16 protein-coding genes are annotated in these 18,883 nt (G+C 71.2%); 10 read left to right on the top strand and 6 right to left on the bottom strand.

The features are described 5' to 3' along the window. The first annotated feature begins 3 nt into the window (after nt 1-3). From scy to ACIREI_RS15750, 6 genes are all read left to right on the top strand, one after another. Nucleotides 4-3,852, top strand: a complete 3,849-nt coding sequence (gene scy, locus ACIREI_RS15775; RefSeq protein WP_403332769.1) for a polarized growth protein Scy — start codon at nt 4-6, stop codon at nt 3,850-3,852. A 183-nt stretch (nt 3,853-4,035) separates the two neighbouring features. Beyond that, nucleotides 4,036-4,971 carry a cellulose-binding protein gene (locus tag ACIREI_RS15770; RefSeq protein ID WP_403332766.1) on the top strand — a complete coding sequence of 312 codons (936 nt, stop codon included), beginning with the start codon at nt 4,036-4,038 and terminating at the stop codon, nt 4,969-4,971. 86 nt (nt 4,972-5,057) lie between these two features. Further along, entirely contained in the window at nt 5,058-6,023 is a 966-nt protein-coding gene (locus ACIREI_RS15765) for an ABC transporter ATP-binding protein (RefSeq protein WP_403332763.1), read from the top strand. A 2-nt stretch (nt 6,024-6,025) separates the two neighbouring features. Next, nucleotides 6,026-6,796: an ABC transporter permease gene (locus ACIREI_RS15760; protein WP_403332760.1), complete on the top strand. Its 771-nt coding sequence runs from the start codon at nt 6,026-6,028 to the stop codon at nt 6,794-6,796. 144 nt (nt 6,797-6,940) lie between these two features. Continuing rightward, entirely contained in the window at nt 6,941-8,191 is a 1,251-nt protein-coding gene (locus ACIREI_RS15755) for an ABC transporter ATP-binding protein (protein WP_403332757.1), read from the top strand. Then, entirely contained in the window at nt 8,188-9,057 is an 870-nt protein-coding gene (locus ACIREI_RS15750; RefSeq protein ID WP_403332754.1) for an ABC transporter permease, read from the top strand. Before ACIREI_RS15755 ends, ACIREI_RS15750 begins: the two co-directional genes overlap by 4 nt. A 10-nt stretch (nt 9,058-9,067) precedes the next feature. On the opposite strand, the gene ACIREI_RS15745 is transcribed toward ACIREI_RS15750, so the two are convergent. Then, nucleotides 9,068-9,409, bottom strand: coding sequence for an ATP/GTP-binding protein (locus ACIREI_RS15745; RefSeq protein WP_403332751.1), 342 nt, complete (start codon nt 9,407-9,409; stop codon nt 9,068-9,070). 223 nt (nt 9,410-9,632) lie between these two features. On the opposite strand from ACIREI_RS15745, the gene ACIREI_RS15740 reads away from it, so the two are divergent. After that, complete coding sequence (locus ACIREI_RS15740) at nt 9,633-10,661, top strand: LLM class flavin-dependent oxidoreductase (protein WP_403332749.1); 1,029 nt, start codon at nt 9,633-9,635, stop codon at nt 10,659-10,661. A gap of 122 nt (nt 10,662-10,783) precedes the next feature. On the opposite strand, the gene ACIREI_RS15735 is transcribed toward ACIREI_RS15740, so the two are convergent. Next, nucleotides 10,784-11,176, bottom strand: a complete 393-nt coding sequence (locus tag ACIREI_RS15735) for an SCO5389 family protein (RefSeq protein ID WP_403332746.1) — start codon at nt 11,174-11,176, stop codon at nt 10,784-10,786. A gap of 274 nt (nt 11,177-11,450) precedes the next feature. On the opposite strand from ACIREI_RS15735, the gene nucS reads away from it, so the two are divergent. Beyond that, the gene (nucS, locus tag ACIREI_RS15730) at nt 11,451-12,122 is read left to right on the top strand and encodes an endonuclease NucS (protein WP_403332744.1); all 672 of its coding nucleotides are present in this window, start codon (nt 11,451-11,453) and stop codon (nt 12,120-12,122) included. 79 nt (nt 12,123-12,201) lie between these two features. On the opposite strand, the gene ACIREI_RS15725 is transcribed toward nucS, so the two are convergent. The 4 genes from ACIREI_RS15725 to ACIREI_RS15710 all read right to left on the bottom strand — a co-directional run bounded on the left by ACIREI_RS15725 (nt 12,202) and on the right by ACIREI_RS15710 (nt 17,254). Beyond that, nucleotides 12,202-14,781 carry an ATP-binding protein gene (locus ACIREI_RS15725; RefSeq protein ID WP_403332741.1) on the bottom strand — a complete coding sequence of 860 codons (2,580 nt, stop codon included), beginning with the start codon at nt 14,779-14,781 and terminating at the stop codon, nt 12,202-12,204. A gap of 297 nt (nt 14,782-15,078) precedes the next feature. Further along, entirely contained in the window at nt 15,079-15,402 is a 324-nt protein-coding gene (locus ACIREI_RS15720; RefSeq protein WP_030046661.1) for an STAS domain-containing protein, read from the bottom strand. Nucleotides 15,403-15,626: 224 nt separating this feature from the next. Further along, nucleotides 15,627-16,475: a 3-hydroxyacyl-CoA dehydrogenase family protein gene (locus ACIREI_RS15715; RefSeq protein ID WP_126395098.1), complete on the bottom strand. Its 849-nt coding sequence runs from the start codon at nt 16,473-16,475 to the stop codon at nt 15,627-15,629. A gap of 137 nt (nt 16,476-16,612) precedes the next feature. Next, on the bottom strand, nt 16,613-17,254 hold the full coding sequence (locus ACIREI_RS15710) for a TetR/AcrR family transcriptional regulator (RefSeq protein WP_403332736.1): 642 nt from the start codon (nt 17,252-17,254) through the stop codon (nt 16,613-16,615). An 80-nt stretch (nt 17,255-17,334) separates the two neighbouring features. Between ACIREI_RS15710 and ACIREI_RS15705 the strand changes: the two genes are divergently transcribed. Then, nucleotides 17,335-18,117: an ABC transporter ATP-binding protein gene (locus ACIREI_RS15705; RefSeq protein ID WP_403332733.1), complete on the top strand. Its 783-nt coding sequence runs from the start codon at nt 17,335-17,337 to the stop codon at nt 18,115-18,117. A gap of 10 nt (nt 18,118-18,127) precedes the next feature. Beyond that, nucleotides 18,128-18,877: an ABC transporter permease gene (locus ACIREI_RS15700; RefSeq protein ID WP_403332730.1), complete on the top strand. Its 750-nt coding sequence runs from the start codon at nt 18,128-18,130 to the stop codon at nt 18,875-18,877. Nucleotides 18,878-18,883: the final 6 nt, after the last annotated feature.

Here is an 18,883-nt window from a genome sequence, read left to right as displayed (position 1 = left end):
GCAGTGCGGGGCTACGAACGCCAGGAGCGAGAGCCGGCGGCTGACGTCGACCACCTCTCTCGGTTCGAGGCCGAGATGGATCGGCTGAAGACCGAGCGGGAAAAGGCGATCCAGCACGCCGAGGACCTCGGCTACCAGGTCGAGGTGCTGCGCGCCAAGTTGCACGAGGCGCGGCGCACCATCATGTCCCGGCCCGACTTCGCCGGCGGCGACATCGGCTATCAGGCCGAGCAGTTGCTGCGCAACGCCCAGGTCCAGGCCGACCAGCTGCGCCAGGAGGCGGAGCGGGAGCTGAGCCAGGCCCGTGCGCAGACCCAGCGGATCCTCCAGGAGCACGCCGAGCAGGCCGCCCGGCTCCAGGCCGAGCTGCACCAGGAGGCGGTGACGCGCCGCCAGCAGCTGGACCAGGAGCTGGCCGAGCGGCGGCAGACCGTCGAGTCGCACGTCAACGAGAACGTGGCGTGGGCGGAGCAGCTGCGCGCCCGCACCGAGCAGCAGGCCCGCCGCCTCCTCGACGAGTCGCGTGCCGAGGCCGACCAGGCCATGGCGGCCGCGCGCGCCGAGGCCGAGCGGCTCACCGGCGAGGCCCGCCAGCGCCTCACCAGTGCGGCCGAGGAGGCCCGCGCGGAGGCCGAGCAGATCCTGCGCCGCGCCCGCACGGACGCCGAGCGGCTGCTGAACGCCGCCTCCACGCAGGCCCAGGAGGCCACCGACCACGCCGAGCAGCTGCGCAGCTCCACCGCGACCGAGTCGGACGCCGCCCGCCGGCAGGCCACCGAGCTCAGCCGGGCCGCCGAGCAGCGCATGGCGGAGGCCGAGGAGGCGCTGCGCAAGGCGCAGTCCGAGGCCGAGAAGCTGGTCGCCGAGGCGAAGACGGCCGCCGAGAAGGCCCTGTCGAGCGCCGAGTCGGCCAACGAGCAGCGCATGCGTACGGCCAAGGAGCAGGTCGCCCGTCTGGTCAGCGAGGCCACCAAGGAGGCCGAGTCCACCAAGGCGGACGCCGAGCAGATCGTCGCCGACGCCCGCGCCGAGGCTGAGAAGCTCCTCGCCGAGGCCGCCGAGAAGGCCCGCACGATCACCGCCGAGGAGAGCGCGACCCAGCTGTCCAAGGCGGCCAAGACGGCCGAGGACGTCCTCAACAAGGCGCAGGAGGACGCCCGGAACACCACCAAGGCCGCGGCCGAGGAGGCCGAGCGGATCCGCACCGAGGCCGAGGCCGAGGCGGACCGGCTGCGCGCCGAGGCGCACGACATCGCCGAGCAGCTCAAGGGCGCGGCGAAGGACGACACCAAGGAGTACCGCGCCAAGACGGTCGAGCTGCAGGAGGAGGCCCGCCGGCTGCGCGGCGAGGCCGAGCAGCTGCGCTCGGAGGCGGTCGCCGAGGGCGAGAAGATCCGCGCGGAGGCCCGCAAGGAGGCCGTCCAGCAGATCGAGGAGGCGGCCAAGACCGCCGAGGAGCTGCTGTCCAAGGCCAAGCAGGACGCGGACGAGCTGCGCCAGAAGGCCACGACGGACAGCGAGAAGGTCCGCACGGAGGCCATCGAGCGGGCGACGACGCTGCGCCGGCAGGCCGAGGAGACCCTCCAGCGCACCCGTCAGGAGGCCGAGCGGCACCGCGACGAGGTCGTCGAGCAGGCCGAGGGCATCAAGGCCGACGCCGAGCGCGCCGCTCGTGAGCTGCGCGAGGAGACGGAGCGCGGCGTCGAGGCCCGCCGGGCGGAGGCCGCCGAGGAGCTGACGCGGCTTCACACCGACGCCGAGCAGCGGCTCGTCGCGGCCGAGCAGGCGCTCAGCGACGCCCGCGAGGAGGCCGCACGCATCCGGCGCGAGGCCGCCGAGGAGACCGACCGGCTGCGCGCCGAGTCCGCCGAGCGGATCCGCACGCTGCAGCAGCAGGCCGAGGACGAGGCCGACCGGCTGCGCAACGAGGCCGCGTCGGACGCGTCCGCGTCGCGTGCCGAGGGCGAGGCCATCGCCGTACGCCTCAGGTCGGAGGCGGCGGCCGAGGCCGAGCGGCTGAAGTCGGAGGCGCAGGACACCGCCGACCGGGTACGGGCCGAGGCCCAGGCCGCGGCCGAGCGGCTCGCCACGGAGGCGTCCGAGACGCTGGCCGCCGCCCAGGAGGAGGCCGCCCGGCGCCGCCGCGAGGCCGAGGAACTCCTCGGTTCCGCCCGCCAGGAGGCCGACCAGGAGCGTGAGCGGGCCCGCGAGCAGAGCGAGGAGTTGCTGGCCTCCGCCCGCAAGCGGGTGGAGGAGGCGCAGGCCGAGGCGGTGCGGCTGGTCGAGGAGGCCGACCGGCGCGCCACCGAGATGGTGTCGGCGGCCGAGCAGCACGCCCAGCAGGTCCGCGACTCCGTGGCCGGGCTGCACGAGCAGGCCCAGGAGGAGATCACCGGGCTGCGCAGCGCCGCCGAGCACGCGGCGGACCGTACCCGGCGGGAGGCGCAGGAGGAGGCGGACCGGGTCCGCTCCGACGCCTACGCCGAGCGGGAGCGGGCCAGCGAGGACGCGGGCCGCATCCGGCGGGAGGCGAACGAGGAGTCGGAGGCCGCCAAGTCCCTCGCCGAGCGGACGGTCGGGGAGGCCATCGCTGAGGCGGAGCGGCTGCGGTCGGACGCCGCCGAGCACGCCCAGCGGGTGCGTACGGAGGCGTCGGACACGATCGCCGAGGCCGACCAGGCCGCGTCGCGCACCCGGGCGGACGCCCGCGAGGACGCCAACCGGATCCGGTCGGACGCGGCGACGCAGGCGGACACCCTCATCACCGAGGCGCGCAACGAAGCCGAGCGGCTCCAGTCGGAGACGATCGCGGAGGCCGACCGGGTGCGCACCGACGCGCTCGCCAAGGCCGAGAAGCTGGTCGGGGACGCCACGTCGGAGGCGGAGCGGCTGCGCGCCGAGGCCGCGGAGACGGTCGGGTCCGCGCAGGCGCACGCCGAGCGGGTCCGCAGCGACTCCGAGCGGGTCAAGGCCGAGGCGGCCGCGGAGGCCGAGCGGCTGGTGACGTCCGCGCGCGAGGAGGCCGAGCGCACCTTGGACGAGGCCCGCAAGGACGCCAACAAACGGCGCTCCGAGGCGGCCGAGCAGGTCGACAAGCTCATCAGCGAGACCACGGCCGAGGCGGACAAGCTGCTGTCGGAAGCGCAGAAGCAGGCGCACAAGACGACCGCGGACGCCGAGGGACAGGCCGACACCATGGTCGGCGCCGCCCGCAAGGAGGCCGACCGGCTGGTCTCCGAGGCGACGGTCGAGGGCAACTCCATGGTGGAGAAGGCCCGTACGGACGCGGACGAGCTGCTCGTCGGCGCCCGCCGGGACGCCACCCAGATCAGGGAGCGCGCTCAGGAGCTGCGCGACCGCATCACGAGCGAGATCGAGGCGCTGCACGAGCGGGCCCGCCGCGAGGCCGCCGAGACGATGAAGTCGACCGGCGACCGCTGCGACGCGCTCATCAAGGCCGCCGAGGAGCAGTTGGCCAAGGCGCAGGCGAAGGCCAAGGAGATCGTCTCGGAGGCCAACTCCGAGGCGGGCAAGGTCCGCATCGCCGCCGTGAAGAAGGCCGAGGGGCTCCTGAAGGAGGCCGAGCAGAAGCGGTCCACGCTGATCAAGGAGGCCGAGGAGCTCAAGGCCGAGGCGATCCGCGAGGCCAAGCGCACGGTCGAGGAGGGCAAGCGCGAGCTGGAGGTGCTCGTGCGGCGCCGCGAGGACATCAACGCCGAAATCTCGCGCGTCCAGGACGTGCTGGAGGCGTTGGAGTCCTTCGAGGCACCGTCCGGAGGCAAGGACGGCGGGGTCAAGGCCGGTGCGACGGTGGGTGCCCCCCGATCGGGTGGCAAGTCGTCAGAGAGCTAGCGCGGGGAGCGGGTTCCGGTGTCTCCTGGGGCCTTTGACCAAGTTTTTGGCAAGCCGTCCGACGGTTAGCCACTCAAAAGGGGTCTCATTCTCCAGATCAAACACGTATCCGCTCGATGACACACCGCTTCGGCCCCTAGGATTCCACTTATCACCTCACCGGTCTCATTCGACAGGAACCCCATGAGCGACACTTCCCCCTACGGCTTCGAGCTTGTGCGGCGTGGGTACGACCGCGCTCAGGTGGACGAACGAATCTCCAAGCTCGTCTCCGACCGTGACAGCGCTCTCGCCCGCATCACCGCTCTGGAAAAGCGCATCGAGGAGCTCCACCTCGAGACGCAGAACGCCCAGGCCGCCGTGACCGACGCAGAGCCGTCGTACGCGGGCCTCGGCGCGCGTGTCGAGAAGATCCTCCGCCTCGCCGAGGAAGAGGCCAAGGATCTGCGCGAGGAGGCCCGCCGCGCCGCCGAGCAGCACCGCGAGCTCGCCGAGTCGGCGGCCCAGCAGGTCCGCAACGACGCAGAATCGTTCGCTGCGGAGCGCAAGGCCAAGGCGGAGGACGAGGGCGTCCGGATCGTCGAGAAGGCCAAGAGTGACGCGTCGCAGCTGCGCGCCGAGGCCAACAAGGACGCGCAGTCCAAGCGCGAGGAGGCCGACGCCCTCTTCGAGGAGACCCGCGCCAAGGCCGCGCAGGCCGCCGCCGACTTCGAGACGAACCTCGCCAAGCGCCGCGAGCAGTCCGAGCGCGACCTGGCGTCCCGTCAGGCCAAGGCCGAGAAGCGCCTCGCGGAGATCGAGCACCGCGCGGAGCAGCTCCGCCTGGAGGCGGAGAAGCTGCGCACCGACGCCGAGCGCCGCGCCCGCCAGACGGTGGAGACGGCTCAGCGTCAGGCCGAGGACATCGTGGCCGACGCCAACGCCAAGGCCGACCGGATCCGTTCGGAATCCGAGCGCGAGCTCGCGGCTCTCACCAACCGCCGCGACTCGATCAACGCTCAGCTGACGAACGTCCGCGAGATGCTGGCGACCCTCACGGGCGCCGCGGTGGCCGCCGCCGGCACCCCGGCCGAGGACGAGCCGATCTCCCGCGGTGTTCCGGCGCAGCAGACCCGGTAACCGTTCGGCGTACGTCGTCTGAACATCTGTGAAGCCCCCTGTCACTCCGGTGGCAGGGGGCTTTGTGGCGTTTTAGCGTGGGCGGCATGATCGAGCTCGAGGGGCTGACCAAGCGGTACGGCGAGAAGGTGGCGGTCAACAACCTCACCTTCACCGTCAGACCCGGCATCGTCACCGGTTTCCTCGGCCCCAACGGCGCCGGGAAGTCCACCACGATGCGGATGGTCCTCGGCCTCGACCACCCCACCGCCGGCGACGTCCGTATCGACGGCAAGCACTACGACGAGCTCAAGGACCCGCTCACCTACATCGGCGCCCTGCTGGAGGCGAAGGCCTGGCACGGCGGGCGCAGCGCCTACAACCACCTGCTGTGCCTCGCGCAGAGCAACGGCATCCCGAAGCGGCGGGTGCGGGAGGTGCTGGAGACGGTGGGTCTCACGGCGGTCGCGCGCAAGAAGACCAAGGGCTTCTCGATGGGCATGGGGCAGCGGCTCGGCATCGCGGGCGCGCTGCTGGGCGATCCGCGGATCCTGATGTTCGACGAGCCGGTCAACGGGCTCGACCCCGAGGGCATCCACTGGATCCGCAACCTGATGAAATCCCTCGCCGCACAGGGCCGTACGGTCTTCGTCTCCTCGCACCTGATGAGCGAGATGGCGCTGACCGCCGACCACCTGGTCGTCATCGGCCAGGGCCGGCTGCTCGCCGACACGTCCATGGCGGACTTCATCGCGCGGAACTCGAAGTCGTACGTCCGGATCCGCACCCCGCAGCGGGAGCTGCTGCTCGACGTGCTGCACACGGCCGGGATCACGGCCGTGGAGTCGGGCAACGGCACGCTGGAGGTCGACGGTGGCAAGGCGGAGCAGATCGGGGAGCTGGCGGCGCGGCACGGGGTCGTACTGCATGAGCTGAGCCCGCAACAGGCCTCCCTGGAGGAGGCGTTCATGCAGTTGACCGCGGAGTCGGTCGAGTATCACGCGCACTCCGCGGCGCCGCAGGCCCAGCCTGCCGAGCAGCAGCCGTGGGGCGAAGGCTGGAGGAGGAGCTGACCATGGCAGCCACCCAGGTGATCCGCTCCGAATGGACCAAGATCCGGTCAGTGGCCTCCACCGTGTGGACACTCTCCCTCGCCGTGGTGGTCACGATCGCCCTCGGCATGCTGATCTCGGCCCTGTCGAAGAACGAGTTCGACAACATGAACCGGCGGGACCAGCTCTCCTTCGACCCGACCTTCATCAGCTTCGCCGGGATGACCCTCGGCCAGCTCGCGATGATCGTGTTCGGGGTGCTCGTCGTCTCGAACGAGTACAGCACGGGCATGATCCGCACCTCGCTGGCCGCCGTACCGCGGCGGGGCACGTTCCTGTTCAGCAAGATCGCGGTGGCGACCGGCCTCGCGCTCGTCGTCGGCATGGCCACCAGCTTCATCGCCTTCTTCCTCGGGCAGGCGATGCTCGGTGAGCACAAGGCAGCCATCGGCGATCCCGGCGTGCTGCGGGCGGTGATCGGCGGCGGGCTCTACATGACCCTCATCGCGATGTTCTCGATGGGCGTCGCCGCGATGCTGCGCTCGCCGATGCTGTCGCTGGGCATCCTGATGCCGTTCTTCTTCCTGATCTCGAACATCCTGGGCAATGTGGGGGCCACCGAGAAGATCGGCCGCTATCTGCCCGACCAGGCCGGCAGCAAGATCATGCAGGTGGTCACCCCGGTCGACGACGACACCCCGTACGGCCCGTGGGGCGGGCTCGGCATCATGCTGCTCTGGGTGATCGCGGCGCTCGCCGGCGGTTACGTCCTGCTGAAGCGGCGGGACGCATAGCGACGGCCGCGCGGCGGAAAGCCCTTACTCGCTCGCCGAAGGCCTTTACTCACTCATGGGTGGAACCGTCAGCTCCCCGATAAGCTCCTAACCCTTACGGGGGCGTGTGCCCTGCTGTCCTGATCCTTTCGATGGGTGCGGAGCATGATCGAAGCAGTCGGCCTGACCAAGCGCTATGGCGACAAGACCGCTGTGTACAACCTGTCCTTCCAGGTGCGGCCCGGTGCCGTCACCGGCTTCCTGGGCCCCAACGGCTCGGGCAAGTCGACGACGATGCGGATGATCCTCGGCCTGGACAACCCGACCGCGGGCCAAGTGACCATCGGCGGCTTCCCGTACCGCAAGCTGCCGAACGCCCCCCGCCAGGTCGGCGCCCTGCTGGACGCCAAGGCGGTGCACGGCGGCCGGGCCGCCCGCAACCACCTGCTGTGCCTGGCCCAGCTGTCCGGCATCCCGGCCCGCCGGGTGGACGAGGTGCTGGGCGTGGTCGGTCTCCAGGACGTGGCCAGGCGGCGCTCGAAGGGCTTCTCGCTCGGCATGGGCCAGCGCCTCGGTATCGCCGCCGCGCTGCTGGGCGACCCGCAGGTGCTGCTGTTCGACGAGCCGGTCAACGGCCTCGACCCCGAGGGCATCCTCTGGGTGCGCAACCTGATGAAGTCGCTGGCGGCCGAGGGCCGCACCGTCTTCGTCTCCTCGCACCTCATGAGCGAGATGGCGCTGACCGCCGACCACCTGATCGTCATCGGGCGGGGCCAGCTGCTCGCCGACATGAGCGTGCAGGACTTCATCGCGGCGAACTCCGCCGGCTTCGCCCGGGTCCGCACGCCGGACACCGAGCCGCAGCTGCGCGAGAAGCTGGCCGGCGCACTCACCGAGGCGGGCGGGCACGTCCTGCCCGAGCAGGACGGCGCGCTCCGGGTGACCGGGCTGCCGCTCCCCCGTATCAGCGACATCGCGCACGACTCCGACGTACGGCTGTGGGAGCTGTCGCCGCACCAGGCCTCGCTGGAGGAGGCGTACATGCGGATGACGCAGGGCGCGGTGGACTACCGCTCGACGGCCGACCAGAAGGCGGGGCTGATGCAGCCGCTGCCGCCGGGCGCGCAGCCGCCGATGCCGGTCCCGGGTCAGGGCCAGCCCGGCTGGTACGCCCCGCCGCCGCCCGAGCAGGGCGGGCAGCCGTTCGCGCCGCCGCAGGGCGGGCAGGGACCGTACGGCGCCCCTGGGGCGCCCGGAGCGGGCGCGCCCAACCCGTACGCCCAGCAGACCCCGCAGGCGCCCCAGACTCCGCCCCAGCCCCCTGCCGCACCCCCGCAGGCCTCGGCACAGCCGCCCGCCGCGCCCGATGCCCCCGCCACCCCTGCCGCCCTGACCAAGCCCGAGGACGCCCGATGAGCACGCCCCAGCCCCCGATGCCGCAGACCGCCGCACCGACCTGGCAGGCGGCGCCCGGCTCGACGTACCCCACCTACACCTCGCCGATCCCCGTCGTGCGCACGCACCTCGGGCACGCGCTCGCCTCGGAGTGGACGAAGATCCGCTCGGTGCGCTCCACGATGTGGACGCTCGGTGTGTTCGTGCTGCTCGTCGTCGGCGTCGGCCTGCTGGCCGCCGCGCTGGTCGCCGGCAACTCCTCGGAAGGCAGCCTGAGCCAGGAGAACCCGCTGTCGTTCGGCTTCTTCGGGCTGCTGCTCGGCAGCATGTGCATCATCACGCTCGGCGTGCTGACCACCGCCTCGGAGTACGGCACCGGCATGATCCGGACCACGATGACCGCGTGCCCGTCCCGCGGCCGCGTGCTGGCGGCGAAGGCGATCGTGTTCTTCGTGGTCGCGTTCGTGGTGACGCTGGTGTCGGCCGTCCTCGTCGCCCTCGCGGACGTGGCCCTGCTGGACGCGCGGGAGCCCACCGTCCAGGAGTGGCTGAAGGGCACGGTCGGCATCTCGCTCTACATCGCGCTGCTCGGCCTGCTCTCGCTCGTCGTCGGGTCGATGATCCGGCACTCGGCGGGCGCGATCACGATCATGACCGGCGTGCTGCTGGCGCCGCTGGTCATCGCGCTGTTCATGTTCTCGCAGTCGCTGGAGGACCTGCAGCGGGCCCTGTTCGAGTACTCGATCCCGAACCAGCTCAGCGTCTTCTACGAGCAGTCCCTCAGCGATTCCGGCCCGTCCGGCTGGGACCCGCTGTGGATCATGCTCGTCGTCACGGCCGCCGCGTTCGCCGGCGCCTACGCCCTGCTGGAGCAGCGGGACGTGTGAGCCCGCCCGGCTAGAACTTCGGCGCGTTACGGGACCGCTGCACCCGCGTGGTGCGGCGGTCCTTCGCGTTCCAGCACGCCTTGTGCCAGTGGCGGCGGTCGTCGACGCCCGCGTGGTCCGGCCAGGCGACGACGTGCGGGACACCGTCCGGGATCATCTGGTCGCAGCCCGGGCAGCGGTACGCCTTGCCCTGCGCGCTCGCGCCCGCCACATGCCGTACGTTCCAGTCCTCGCCCCGCCAGTTCTCGGCCGACTGCCAGCCGCCGTAACGGCCGGGGCGGTCGTCCTCGGCACTGCGTCCGGACGAGGCGGCTCCCTTGGGGCCGTTGGGTCGGTTGCGACGCGGGGACACGGAACACCTCTCGGGGCTATACAGGATGCACGGGCCATGTCCAGCCTACGCGGCAGGGACAGGGGTAGTCGTACGGCACCAACCCCCACAAGTCCCTCGCTCCGGCGCTCGATTCTGCAGACAATCCGCAAATCTCTTCGCCAAGCCGTGTCCTCGGCACGTGTCAGACGGTTATGCCCGGTGGGGGAGCTCCGCGTCGGAGCCAAGGAAGCAGGAAAAGGCAATGCACGTAGGAAGTTTCGTGTTGGCGGCCCGGTTCCCGGGGCAGGGCGACGGGGAGGCGCTGCACCGCGCGGTCCGCTCCGCCGAGGTCGCCGAGGAAGCGGGGCTCGACACGGTCTGGCTGGCCGAGCACCACTTCGTGCCGTACGGCACCTGTCCGTCCGCGATCACGCTGGCCGCGTTACTGCTCGGCCGCACCGAGCGCCTGCGGGTCGGCACGGCGGTCAGCGTGCTGCCCACCGCCCACCCGGTGGCCCTCGGCGAACAGGCCGCGCTGCTGCACATCACCTCCGGCGGAAGGTTTTCGCTGGGCGTGGGGCGCGGCGGGCCGTGGGTCGACCTGGAGGTGTTCGGCCAGGGTCTCAAGGCGTACGAGGAGGGGTTCCCGGAATCACTCGATCTGCTCATGCGCTGGCTGCGCGAACCCTCGGTCGCGGCCGCCGGGGAGCGTTTCGGATTCCGTGAAGTCCCCGTCGTACCAAGGCCGTCGGAGTGCCTCACCGAGGTCGAGGGGCCCGAGGTCGTCGTCGCGTGCACCTCACCGGCCAGTGTGCGCCTCGCGGCCGAGCGCGGGCTGCCGATGCTGCTGGGGATGCATGTGGGCGACGAGGAGAAGGCCGAGATGGTCGCCCTGTGGCGGGAGCACGCCCGCGCGGCCGGGCGCCCCGCGGAGGAGATCCGCGGCGCGGCCCATGTCTCGGCCGGCGTCTGCCAGATCGCCGACCGCCGCACGGACGCGGTCGAGACCCTGACCAAGGCGATGCCGGGCTGGCTCCGGCAGGGCCTGGAGGCCCATGTGACGGTGGACGGCCGCCATCGCGTGATGCGCGACCCGCTCGCCTACACCGAACTGCTCTGCGGGCTGCACCCGGTGGGCACCCCCCGTCTGTGCGCCGACCGTCTTGCGGCGACCAGCGAGCGGACCGGCATCTCCCGCTTCGCCCTGCTCGTCGAGGGCTCGGGCGATCTGGCGGCGACCGAGGAGAACGTACGGCGGCTGGGCGCCGAAGTACTGCCGCACCTCGGCTGAACCGCCTCGCCGAGAATGCGCGGCTCCCCCGCGTCCGAACGCCCGGTTCGCCAGAAGGGCTTGCCGCCCCGGTACTGATTGCACCTCCCGCGTACGGAGCGGCAAGCAAGCGGTTCAGCGCGTCAGCAGTCCCTGAATTCCGGGGACTGGTTCAGCACCTGGCTGCGGACCGAGGTGAAGCGGGCATGCGTCTCGTCGACCGAGCCGTCAAGCGGGAACACCGCCACCCGGTGGCAGTTCTGGAAGGCCAGTCGCACCCCGAAGTGCCGCTGCAGCGCGCCGCGTATCGCGTCACTCGCAAGCGCACGCAGCAGCTGGCCACGTGCCTGCTCGTCCGGCGGCGGCGTCTGGTTGTCGGCGAACTGACCGCCGTCGACCTTCAGCTGGGCCACCAGGGAGCTGATCATCTCCCATGCGTAAGGCAGGGAGGTCCGGACGCAGTCGACGAAGGCGGCTTCGTCGACCTCGCCTCGCTCGGCCTGTTCGAGTAGGGCCGGTGAGACGTCGAGCGACATGGGTTCTCCTCTCGCACCCCCAGAACACCAGGGGTTGCCGGACAGATAAGGGAGTTCGCGATGCCGGACACTCTGCGTACACGCCTCGCGACCTCCCGTTTAATACGGTAGGCAACAGACGGTGACGGCACCAGGAGAATGAGTACATGGGCGGTCCTCGTTGGGCACAGTGGGCACACAATCGGCCAGAAATGAACAGGGGCAGTCCGGGGTCATACGGACTCCCCCAGGGCGAATCGCGTCGACCTGGGCCCGTCGAGTAGCGTTGCCGACCATGCGTCTCGTCATTGCCCGATGCTCCGTCGACTACGCGGGCCGGCTCACCGCCCACCTGCCCTCGGCGCCCCGTCTGATCCTGGTCAAGGCGGACGGCAGCGTCTCGATCCACGCGGACGACCGGGCCTACAAGCCTCTGAACTGGATGTCGCCGCCCTGCAGCCTGAAGGAGGGGGACGGCGAGCAGCAGGACGTCTGGACGGTCACCAACAAAGCGGGCGAGAAGCTCATCATCACGATGGAGGAAATCCTCCACGACTCCTCGCACGAACTCGGCGTGGACCCCGGCCTGATCAAGGACGGCGTGGAAGCGCACCTCCAGGAACTGCTCGCCGACCGCATCGAAACCCTCGGCGAGGGCTACACGCTCATCCGCCGCGAGTACATGACGGCCATCGGACCGGTCGACATCCTGTGCCGGGACGCCGAGGGCCAGACGGTCGCCGTCGAGATCAAGCGGCGCGGTGAGATCGACGGCGTGGAGCAGCTCACGCGCTATCTGGAGCTGCTGAACCGGGATCCCCATCTCGCGCCGGTCCGGGGCATCTTCGCGGCGCAGGAGATCAAGCCGCAGGCCCGCGTCCTCGCCACGGACCGCGGCATCGGCTGCCAGGTCCTGGACTACGACGCGATGCGCGGGATCGAGGACGACAAGTTGCGGTTGTTCTGACGCGCCCGTTCCGGGCGGTTGTACGACGACGAGGGCCGGGTCCGCAGGGCGGACCCGGCCCTTCCGTCTTGACCGGTGGTCAGATCACGGCGTCCGAGCTGGTGCTTGGCGTACCCGCGTCGGTGGACGTCGGGGCGCTGGCGGAGGTCGTGGTTTCCGCCGGGCTGGTCGGGGCCGGGCCGCTCGCCGAGGTGGTCGTGGACGGGGAGTCCGTCGGCGGATCAGTGGTCGGCGGCTCGGACGTCGGGGGCTCACTGGTCGGCGGTTCGGACGTCGGGGGCTCGGACGTCGGTGGTTCGGACGTGGGAGGCCTGGAAGTCGGCGGCTTCGTCGTCGACGACGGCGGCTTAGTCGGCGAGCTCGACCCGCCGCCCGAACCCTGCGTACCGGTCGGGTCGTCCGACGGCCCCGCCGTCTCCGTCGGAGTCGGATCGTCCGACGTGCCGTACGTGCCGTCGGGACCCGGGTCCGTGGGCCGGCTCGTCGCCGTACCCGTGTCACCGGAGTTCTTCCCGTCGTCACCCTCCGCCTTGTCGGCGCCGATACCGTCGTCGCCGATGCCCTGGCTGGCGGACGGGTTGACGCCGACCTGAGTGGAGGGGGTGCCGGGGTCGTTGTCGGAGGTCGCGCCGAGCGTCACCACCGTGCCGAGCACGGCCACGAGCAGCGCGCCCGAGCCGGCCGCGACCAGGTTGCGCCGGGCGAAGCTGCGGACGCCGCCGCGGCCCTTGTGCGAGGACGCCTGGGACGACGGTGAGGAGGGCGACGACGCCCGGTGGGTGACCAGCGTCGTACCGTCCCCGACGGGCGGGAAGGCGGCGGGTACCCCTCCCGGCGGCGACTGCGACTCCTCGTACCGTGCGCCCGACACCTCCTCCCCCGTCGTGGCACCGAACGCGGCCACCCCCGGCGTCGTACCGGAGCGGTCCGAGACCAGCGCGAGGGCGCGGCGGCCCGCGACCGTGCCGCGCTTGTCGGCGAGGGCGCCGCGCAGGCCGATGGAGGTCTCCAGCTCGGCACGGGCCCGGTCCAGTCGGCCGCCGCAGAGCGCGAGGATGCCCAACTCGTGGTGGAAGTAAGCCTGTTCGGAGACGTCACCGGCGAGGCGAGCGGCCTCGGCGCCGGCCCGCAGCGCCCGCTCCCACGCGCTCCAGTGCAGCCCCGCGGCGAACGCGGGCGCGGCCGTACGGGCCAGCTGCACGGTCGGGCTCTCGTCGTCCTCGGTGGGCGGCGTCGTAGCCGGCACCAGCACGCCCAGGGCGGCGAGCACGGCGTCCGCCTCGGCGCACACGCGCTCCGGCGTGACCGAGGGGTGCCCGGCCCACCAGGCGTAGTGCCGGGCGGCGGTGAGGGCGCCGCCCTGGACGTCCTCGGCGTATCCGACGGCCTCCAGCTGGGCCTGGACGCCGGCGGCGAGCCGGTAGCGGGAGCCGACCGGCGAGACCAGCCCGCACTCGGCCAGCTCGCCCAGTGCGGCGTCGGCGTGGGTGTCACCGACCAGTGCCGGCAGATGGGCCTGGTGCGGCACCTCGCCGCCGAGCGCGACGGCGAACCTCAGGGTGGCGCGGGCCGAGGCGCTGAGCCGTGAGGCGAGCAGCGGCGCCGGGCCGGCCGCCTCGCCGAGCGACGGCAGCGGCACCTCCTCGCGGCCGCTCTCGCCGCCGAAGGGCGCGTCGAAGGGTGCGTCGACCGGAGCGTCCACCACCGGCGGCGCGTCCTCGAAGACCCCGAACTCGTCGACGGCGTCCGCTCCGGCCCGCAGCCGGTCCCGCTGCCGCAGCAGCGCCCCGGCCTGGACGAACCGCAGCGGCAGGCCCTCCGACTCGAACCACAGGTCGCCCGCCCAGTTCAGCTCGTCCTCGGTGAGGACCCGGCCGACCTGGCGCTCCAGGAGTTCCACGCTCGCGGGCCGGTCGAGACCGCCGAGGACGACGTCCTCGATGCCGGACTCGACGGACGGCGCGGGACCGTCGGGCGTGGCGCCGAGCGCGAAGGCGCACTCGGGCGTCGCGTCCAGCAACTCGTCGAGGGCGGCGCCGCCGAACTCCAGGTCGTCCAGGACGACGACCGCGCCGATCTCACGGACGAAGGCGAGCAGTTCGTCCTGTTCCGGGCGGTGCAAGGGGGCGCTGTAGACGGCGTAGAAGAGGTCGTAGAGCAGGTCGCTGGGCGTGCGGTGGAAGCCGGTGAGGCGGACCACGCCGTCGGGGGCGAGGTCCGCGCAGTCCTCGGCGACGAGGTTGAGGAGGCTGGTGCGGCCGGCGCCCGGGGAGCCCACGAGGCGTACGGAGCGGCCGCGGGCGAGCAGCCGGACCAGTTGCTCGCGCTCGTCCTGGCGGGCCAGCAGCGGCTGGGCGGGACGGCTCGGGCCGGGCGGGACGGACGGTCTGGCGGCGCGGTCCGCCTCGGCGCGGTCGGCCGGGCTGAGCTTCTCGGGCCGCCCGGGGCGCTCCGCGGGCGGGCAGACCTCTATCTCGCTGCCGTCGACGGGGTTGACGGTGAGCAGGAAGTCGCCCGAGACCAGTTGCACCGTGCGGGCGAGCGCGGGCGCGTGCTGTCCGAAGTCGGGTGTGAGGGGGTCCCTGGGCGGGCGCTGGCGCGACGCCTGGCCGTCGCCGTCGTGTCCGTACTCCTCGGGTCCCGGGTTGTTCGGGTTCATAGCTTCAAGCCCCCCAAAAGCGTCGTGTGCTGCGGGTCCTGGCCCCTCCCGGCCTTTGCACACCGCGCTGTCGCTTCTGGTCCGGGCCCGCTCGAAGGGGTTTGTCTGGTCGGCGGGCAGCCGAACCCTAAACCTTCGCACAGTATCTACGACAGGTCGGGGTACCGCGCCGTCCGAGACATCACAGTCTCGTGAGGATTGTGCCCGACGTACGCTTCGCGAACGGAACGCCCGACTGTCCCGCCCCACCCGTGCCGGGCGCCTCACTTCTATGCAGCGTCCCGCCCGATCGCGGTGTCACACCCGGGGCAGGGACTCCACCCCGATGCCGCCCTCGATCGCCAGGATCCGGTGCAGCCGGGTGGCCACCAGCAGGCGCTGCATCTGCGGCGGCACGCCGCGCAGCACCAGGCGCCGCCCGCAGCGGCCGGCCCGCCGGTGGGCCCCCATGATCACCCCGAGTCCGGTGGCGTCCCAGGAGTCCAGCTCGGACAGGTCGAGCACCAGATCGCCGACTCCGTCGTCGACGGCCGAGTGCAGGACCGTACGGGCGTCCGCCGCGCTGCGGACGTCGAGGACGCCCCCGACGACCAGTTCGGCGTGGTCGCCCCTGATGTGCATATGCGCTCCCCTAAGCGTGCGTTCGTGCTCCGCGATGCGTTGTCTGTGGCCGTGGCTGTGACTTGCTGTAGCTGTGCCTGTGTTCGCTATGAGTCTTCGCTGTGACGGGTGATGCAACCTCTGACTGCGTTGAGCCGTCAGAGGTTGCCGTCTGTAAGCGAACCGATACCGAATTCACCCCATCGCGTGATGGGCGCGGGGGCTGTGCGGTGGTCTACGAAACCTCAGTAGCTGTAAAAGCCTTGCCCGCTCTTGCGGCCGATGTCACCCGCGTCCACCATCCGGCGCATCAGCTCCGGCGGGGCGAACTTCTCGTCCTGGGACTCGGTGTAGATGTTGCTGGTGGCGTGCAGCAGGATGTCGACGCCGGTGAGGTCGGCCGTGGCGAGCGGGCCCATGGCGTGACCGAAGCCCAGCTTGCAGGCGAGGTCGATGTCCTCGGCGGTGGCGACGCCCGACTCGTACAGCTTGGTGGCCTCGACGACGAGCGCCGAGATGAGACGGGTCGTCACGAAGCCGGCGACATCCCGGTTGACGACGATGCAGGTCTTGCCGACGGACTCGGCGAACTCCCGCGCGGTGGCGAGGGTTTCGTCGCTCGTCTTGTAGCCGCGGACGAGCTCGACGAGCTGCATCATCGGCACCGGCGAGAAGAAGTGGACACCGACGACCCGTTCCGGGCGCTCGGTGGCCGCCGCGATCTTGGTGATCGGGATGGCGGAGGTGTTGGAGGCGAGCACGGTGTCCTCGCGCACGATCTTGTCCAGCGCGCGGAAGATCTCGTGCTTGACCTCGAGCTTCTCGAAGACGGCCTCGATGACGACGTCCGCGTCGGCGGCGGCGTCCAGGTCGGTGGTCGCGGTGATCCGGGCGAGGGCGGCGTCGGCGTCGTGCGCCTCCAGCTTGCCCTTGCTGACGAACTTGTCGTACGACGCCTTGATGCCGTCGGTGCCACGCTTCAGCGCCTCGTCGGTGACGTCACGCAGGACCACGTCCCATCCCGCCTGAGCGGAGACCTGGGCGATCCCGGAACCCATCAAGCCGGCGCCGATGACGGCAAGCTTCCGTGCCACTGTTGCGACTCCCCTTTGAAACGCCTTACACCCTGTTTAGGTTGCCTCTTCGGCGGACCTTAGCGGTCGTGAGGGACTGTGTGACCGGTTAGTAACGCGAGTCACGTCTCATCTGACGGACATCACACCGGCACGGGTCACCGATCGCCCCGGACGGCGTAGTTGAGCACCTTCTCGCTCAACAGCTCCTCGATGTCGTCGAGAAGTACGAGCGCCTCACGTGATACTTCGTCCGGATTGCGCCCCTTGAGCATCTCGCGGCCGACGGCCACGAAGACCGTCTGGTGACACCAGGAGATCTGACCGGCGATCAGGCCCGGCAGCGGGTCACCGTCGGGCGCGCCGGCCTCCTCGCGCAGGGTCGCTTCGAGGTGGTCGTGGATCTCCTGCTGGATGCTCCACAGCCGCGAGCGCAGCGGCGGCGCCTCGTGGATGACGCGCATGAAGCGGTCGTAGCCCTCCATCAGGCCGAGCCGCGGGGAGACCGCCTCGGCCTCGGCGCGCAGCTCACGCAGCACGGCCCGGGCGGCCGACTCCCCCTGGTCCCGGCCGCGCACCCAGCGGGAGAGCTGCTCGACGACTCCGGCGGAGCGGTCGAAGAAGAGGTCTTCCTTCGCCGGGAAGTAGTTGTAGACGGTGTTGACGGAGACGTCGGCGGCTTCCGCCACTTCCGCGATGGTCACCGTGAGGAAGCCGTGCTCCAGGAACAGCCCGGTGGCGATGTCCGAGATCCGCTGCCTCGTCTCGCGCTTCTTCCGCTCCCTGAGCCCTTCAGCCATGGTCCCCATCCTAGCTTCGCTGGGCTCGCTGAAACTTTGGTGTCATTGCAAAATTTAAGAGACTCTGTTTTTCTGGGGCCATGCCCATCATCAGTACGGCCGGACTTGCCCGTACCTTCCAGACCAAGCTCGGCCCCGTCGAGGCCGTGTGCGGCATCGACCTGACCGTCCGCGAGGGAGAGATCCTCGGCTTTCTTGGCCCGAACGGGGCCGGCAAGACGACGACCCTGAGGATGCTGACGACCCTGCTGGCACCCACAGGGGGCGCTGCCACCGTGGCGGGCTGCGATCTCGCGACCGACCCCGCGGGGGTGCGCCGGGCGTGCGGTTACGTGGCCCAGTCGGGCGGCGTCGACCCACAGATCACCGTGCGGGAGGAACTCGTCACCCAGGGCCGCCTGTACCGCCTGACCAAGACGCAGGCGGCCGAGCGCGCCGAGGAGCTGGCCCGGGATCTGGGCCTGACCGACCTCCTCGACCGCAAGGCCGGCGCCCTCTCCGGCGGCCAGCGGCGCCGCCTGGACATCGCGATGGCGCTCACGCACCGCCCGAAGGTGCTGTTCCTCGACGAGCCGACGACCGGCCTCGACCCCGGCAGCCGGGCCGACCTGTGGGACCTGGTCCGGCGCCTGCGTGACGAGCACGGCACCACGGTCTTCCTGACGACCCACTACCTCGACGAGGCCGACGCCCTCTCCGACCGCCTGGTCGTCGTCGACCGGGGCGTGGTCGTCGCGGAGGGCACACCGAGCGCGCTGAAGCTTCAATACGGCGGCTCGATCGACGCCTCGCTCCAGGACACGTTCCTCGCCATCACCGGCCGCAGCGCCACCCCGGCCGACGCCGCCCCCGTAGCCGTATAGGAATCACCGGATGCTCTTCCAGGACACGGCCCTCATCTACGGCCGCTATCTCCGCCAGTCCCTGCGCTCCCGCTTCGCCCTGCTCTTCGGCGTGCTGATGCCGCTGCTGTACCTGCTCTTCTTCGGCCCGCTCCTCACCGACCTGCCGCTGGGCGGACGCGGCAGCTCGTGGCAGGTGCTGGTGCCCGGGCTGCTGCTCCAACTCGGCTTGTTCGGGGCGTCGTTCGCGGGCTTCTCGGTCATCATCGAGCAGGGCCACGGCGTGGTGGAACGCATGCGCGTGACGCCTGTCAGCCGCCTGGCGCTGCTGCTGGGGCGTGTTCTGCGCGACGCCACCGTGTTCGTCTTCCAGGCGGTGCTGCTGGTGCTGGCGGCGCTGGCGATGGGTCTCAGGGCGCCCCTGCCCGGCGTGCTGATCGGCTTCGCGTTCGTCGCGCTGCTGACGGTGTCGCTGGCCTCGCTGTCGTACGCGCTCGCCATGAAGGTGCGCACCCCGCAGGAGTTCGGGCCGGCGATCAACGCCATGACGATGCCGATGATGCTGCTGTCGGGCCTGATGCTGCCGATGACGCTGGGACCGACGTGGCTGGACGTCCTGTCGCACTTCGTGCCGTTCCGCTATCTGGTGGACGCGGTGCGGGACGCTTACGTCGGCTCGTACACGACCGCGCACATGCTGTACGGCGTCCTGGTCGCGGTCGGCTTCACCGCACTGGCCGTGACGGTGGGCACACGCGTGTTCCGAACCGCCGGAGCGTAACTACGC

The organism is Streptomyces sp. NPDC093591, assembly GCF_044764885.1.
Lineage (GTDB): Bacteria > Actinomycetota > Actinomycetes > Streptomycetales > Streptomycetaceae > Streptomyces.
This window is presented reverse-complemented; position numbering and strand designations above follow the sequence as displayed.

What these genes read in the sequence shown, in the direction of transcription:
- ACIREI_RS15770 (WP_403332766.1), top strand. Translation starts at nt 4,036, where the DNA reads ATGAGCGACACTTCCCCCTACGGCTTCGAGCTTGTGCGGCGTGGGTAC.
- ACIREI_RS15765 (WP_403332763.1), top strand. Translation starts at nt 5,058, where the DNA reads ATGATCGAGCTCGAGGGGCTGACCAAGCGGTACGGCGAGAAGGTGGCG.
- ACIREI_RS15760 (WP_403332760.1), top strand. Translation starts at nt 6,026, where the DNA reads ATGGCAGCCACCCAGGTGATCCGCTCCGAATGGACCAAGATCCGGTCA.
- ACIREI_RS15755 (WP_403332757.1), top strand. Translation starts at nt 6,941, where the DNA reads ATGATCGAAGCAGTCGGCCTGACCAAGCGCTATGGCGACAAGACCGCT.
- ACIREI_RS15750 (WP_403332754.1), top strand. Translation starts at nt 8,188, where the DNA reads ATGAGCACGCCCCAGCCCCCGATGCCGCAGACCGCCGCACCGACCTGG.
- ACIREI_RS15740 (WP_403332749.1), top strand. Translation starts at nt 9,633, where the DNA reads ATGCACGTAGGAAGTTTCGTGTTGGCGGCCCGGTTCCCGGGGCAGGGC.
- ACIREI_RS15735 (WP_403332746.1), bottom strand. Translation starts at nt 11,176, where the DNA reads ATGTCGCTCGACGTCTCACCGGCCCTACTCGAACAGGCCGAGCGAGGC.
- nucS (WP_403332744.1), top strand. Translation starts at nt 11,451, where the DNA reads ATGCGTCTCGTCATTGCCCGATGCTCCGTCGACTACGCGGGCCGGCTC.
- ACIREI_RS15725 (WP_403332741.1), bottom strand. Translation starts at nt 14,781, where the DNA reads ATGAACCCGAACAACCCGGGACCCGAGGAGTACGGACACGACGGCGAC.
- ACIREI_RS15720 (WP_030046661.1), bottom strand. Translation starts at nt 15,402, where the DNA reads ATGCACATCAGGGGCGACCACGCCGAACTGGTCGTCGGGGGCGTCCTC.
- ACIREI_RS15710 (WP_403332736.1), bottom strand. Translation starts at nt 17,254, where the DNA reads ATGGCTGAAGGGCTCAGGGAGCGGAAGAAGCGCGAGACGAGGCAGCGG.
- ACIREI_RS15705 (WP_403332733.1), top strand. Translation starts at nt 17,335, where the DNA reads ATGCCCATCATCAGTACGGCCGGACTTGCCCGTACCTTCCAGACCAAG.
- ACIREI_RS15700 (WP_403332730.1), top strand. Translation starts at nt 18,128, where the DNA reads ATGCTCTTCCAGGACACGGCCCTCATCTACGGCCGCTATCTCCGCCAG.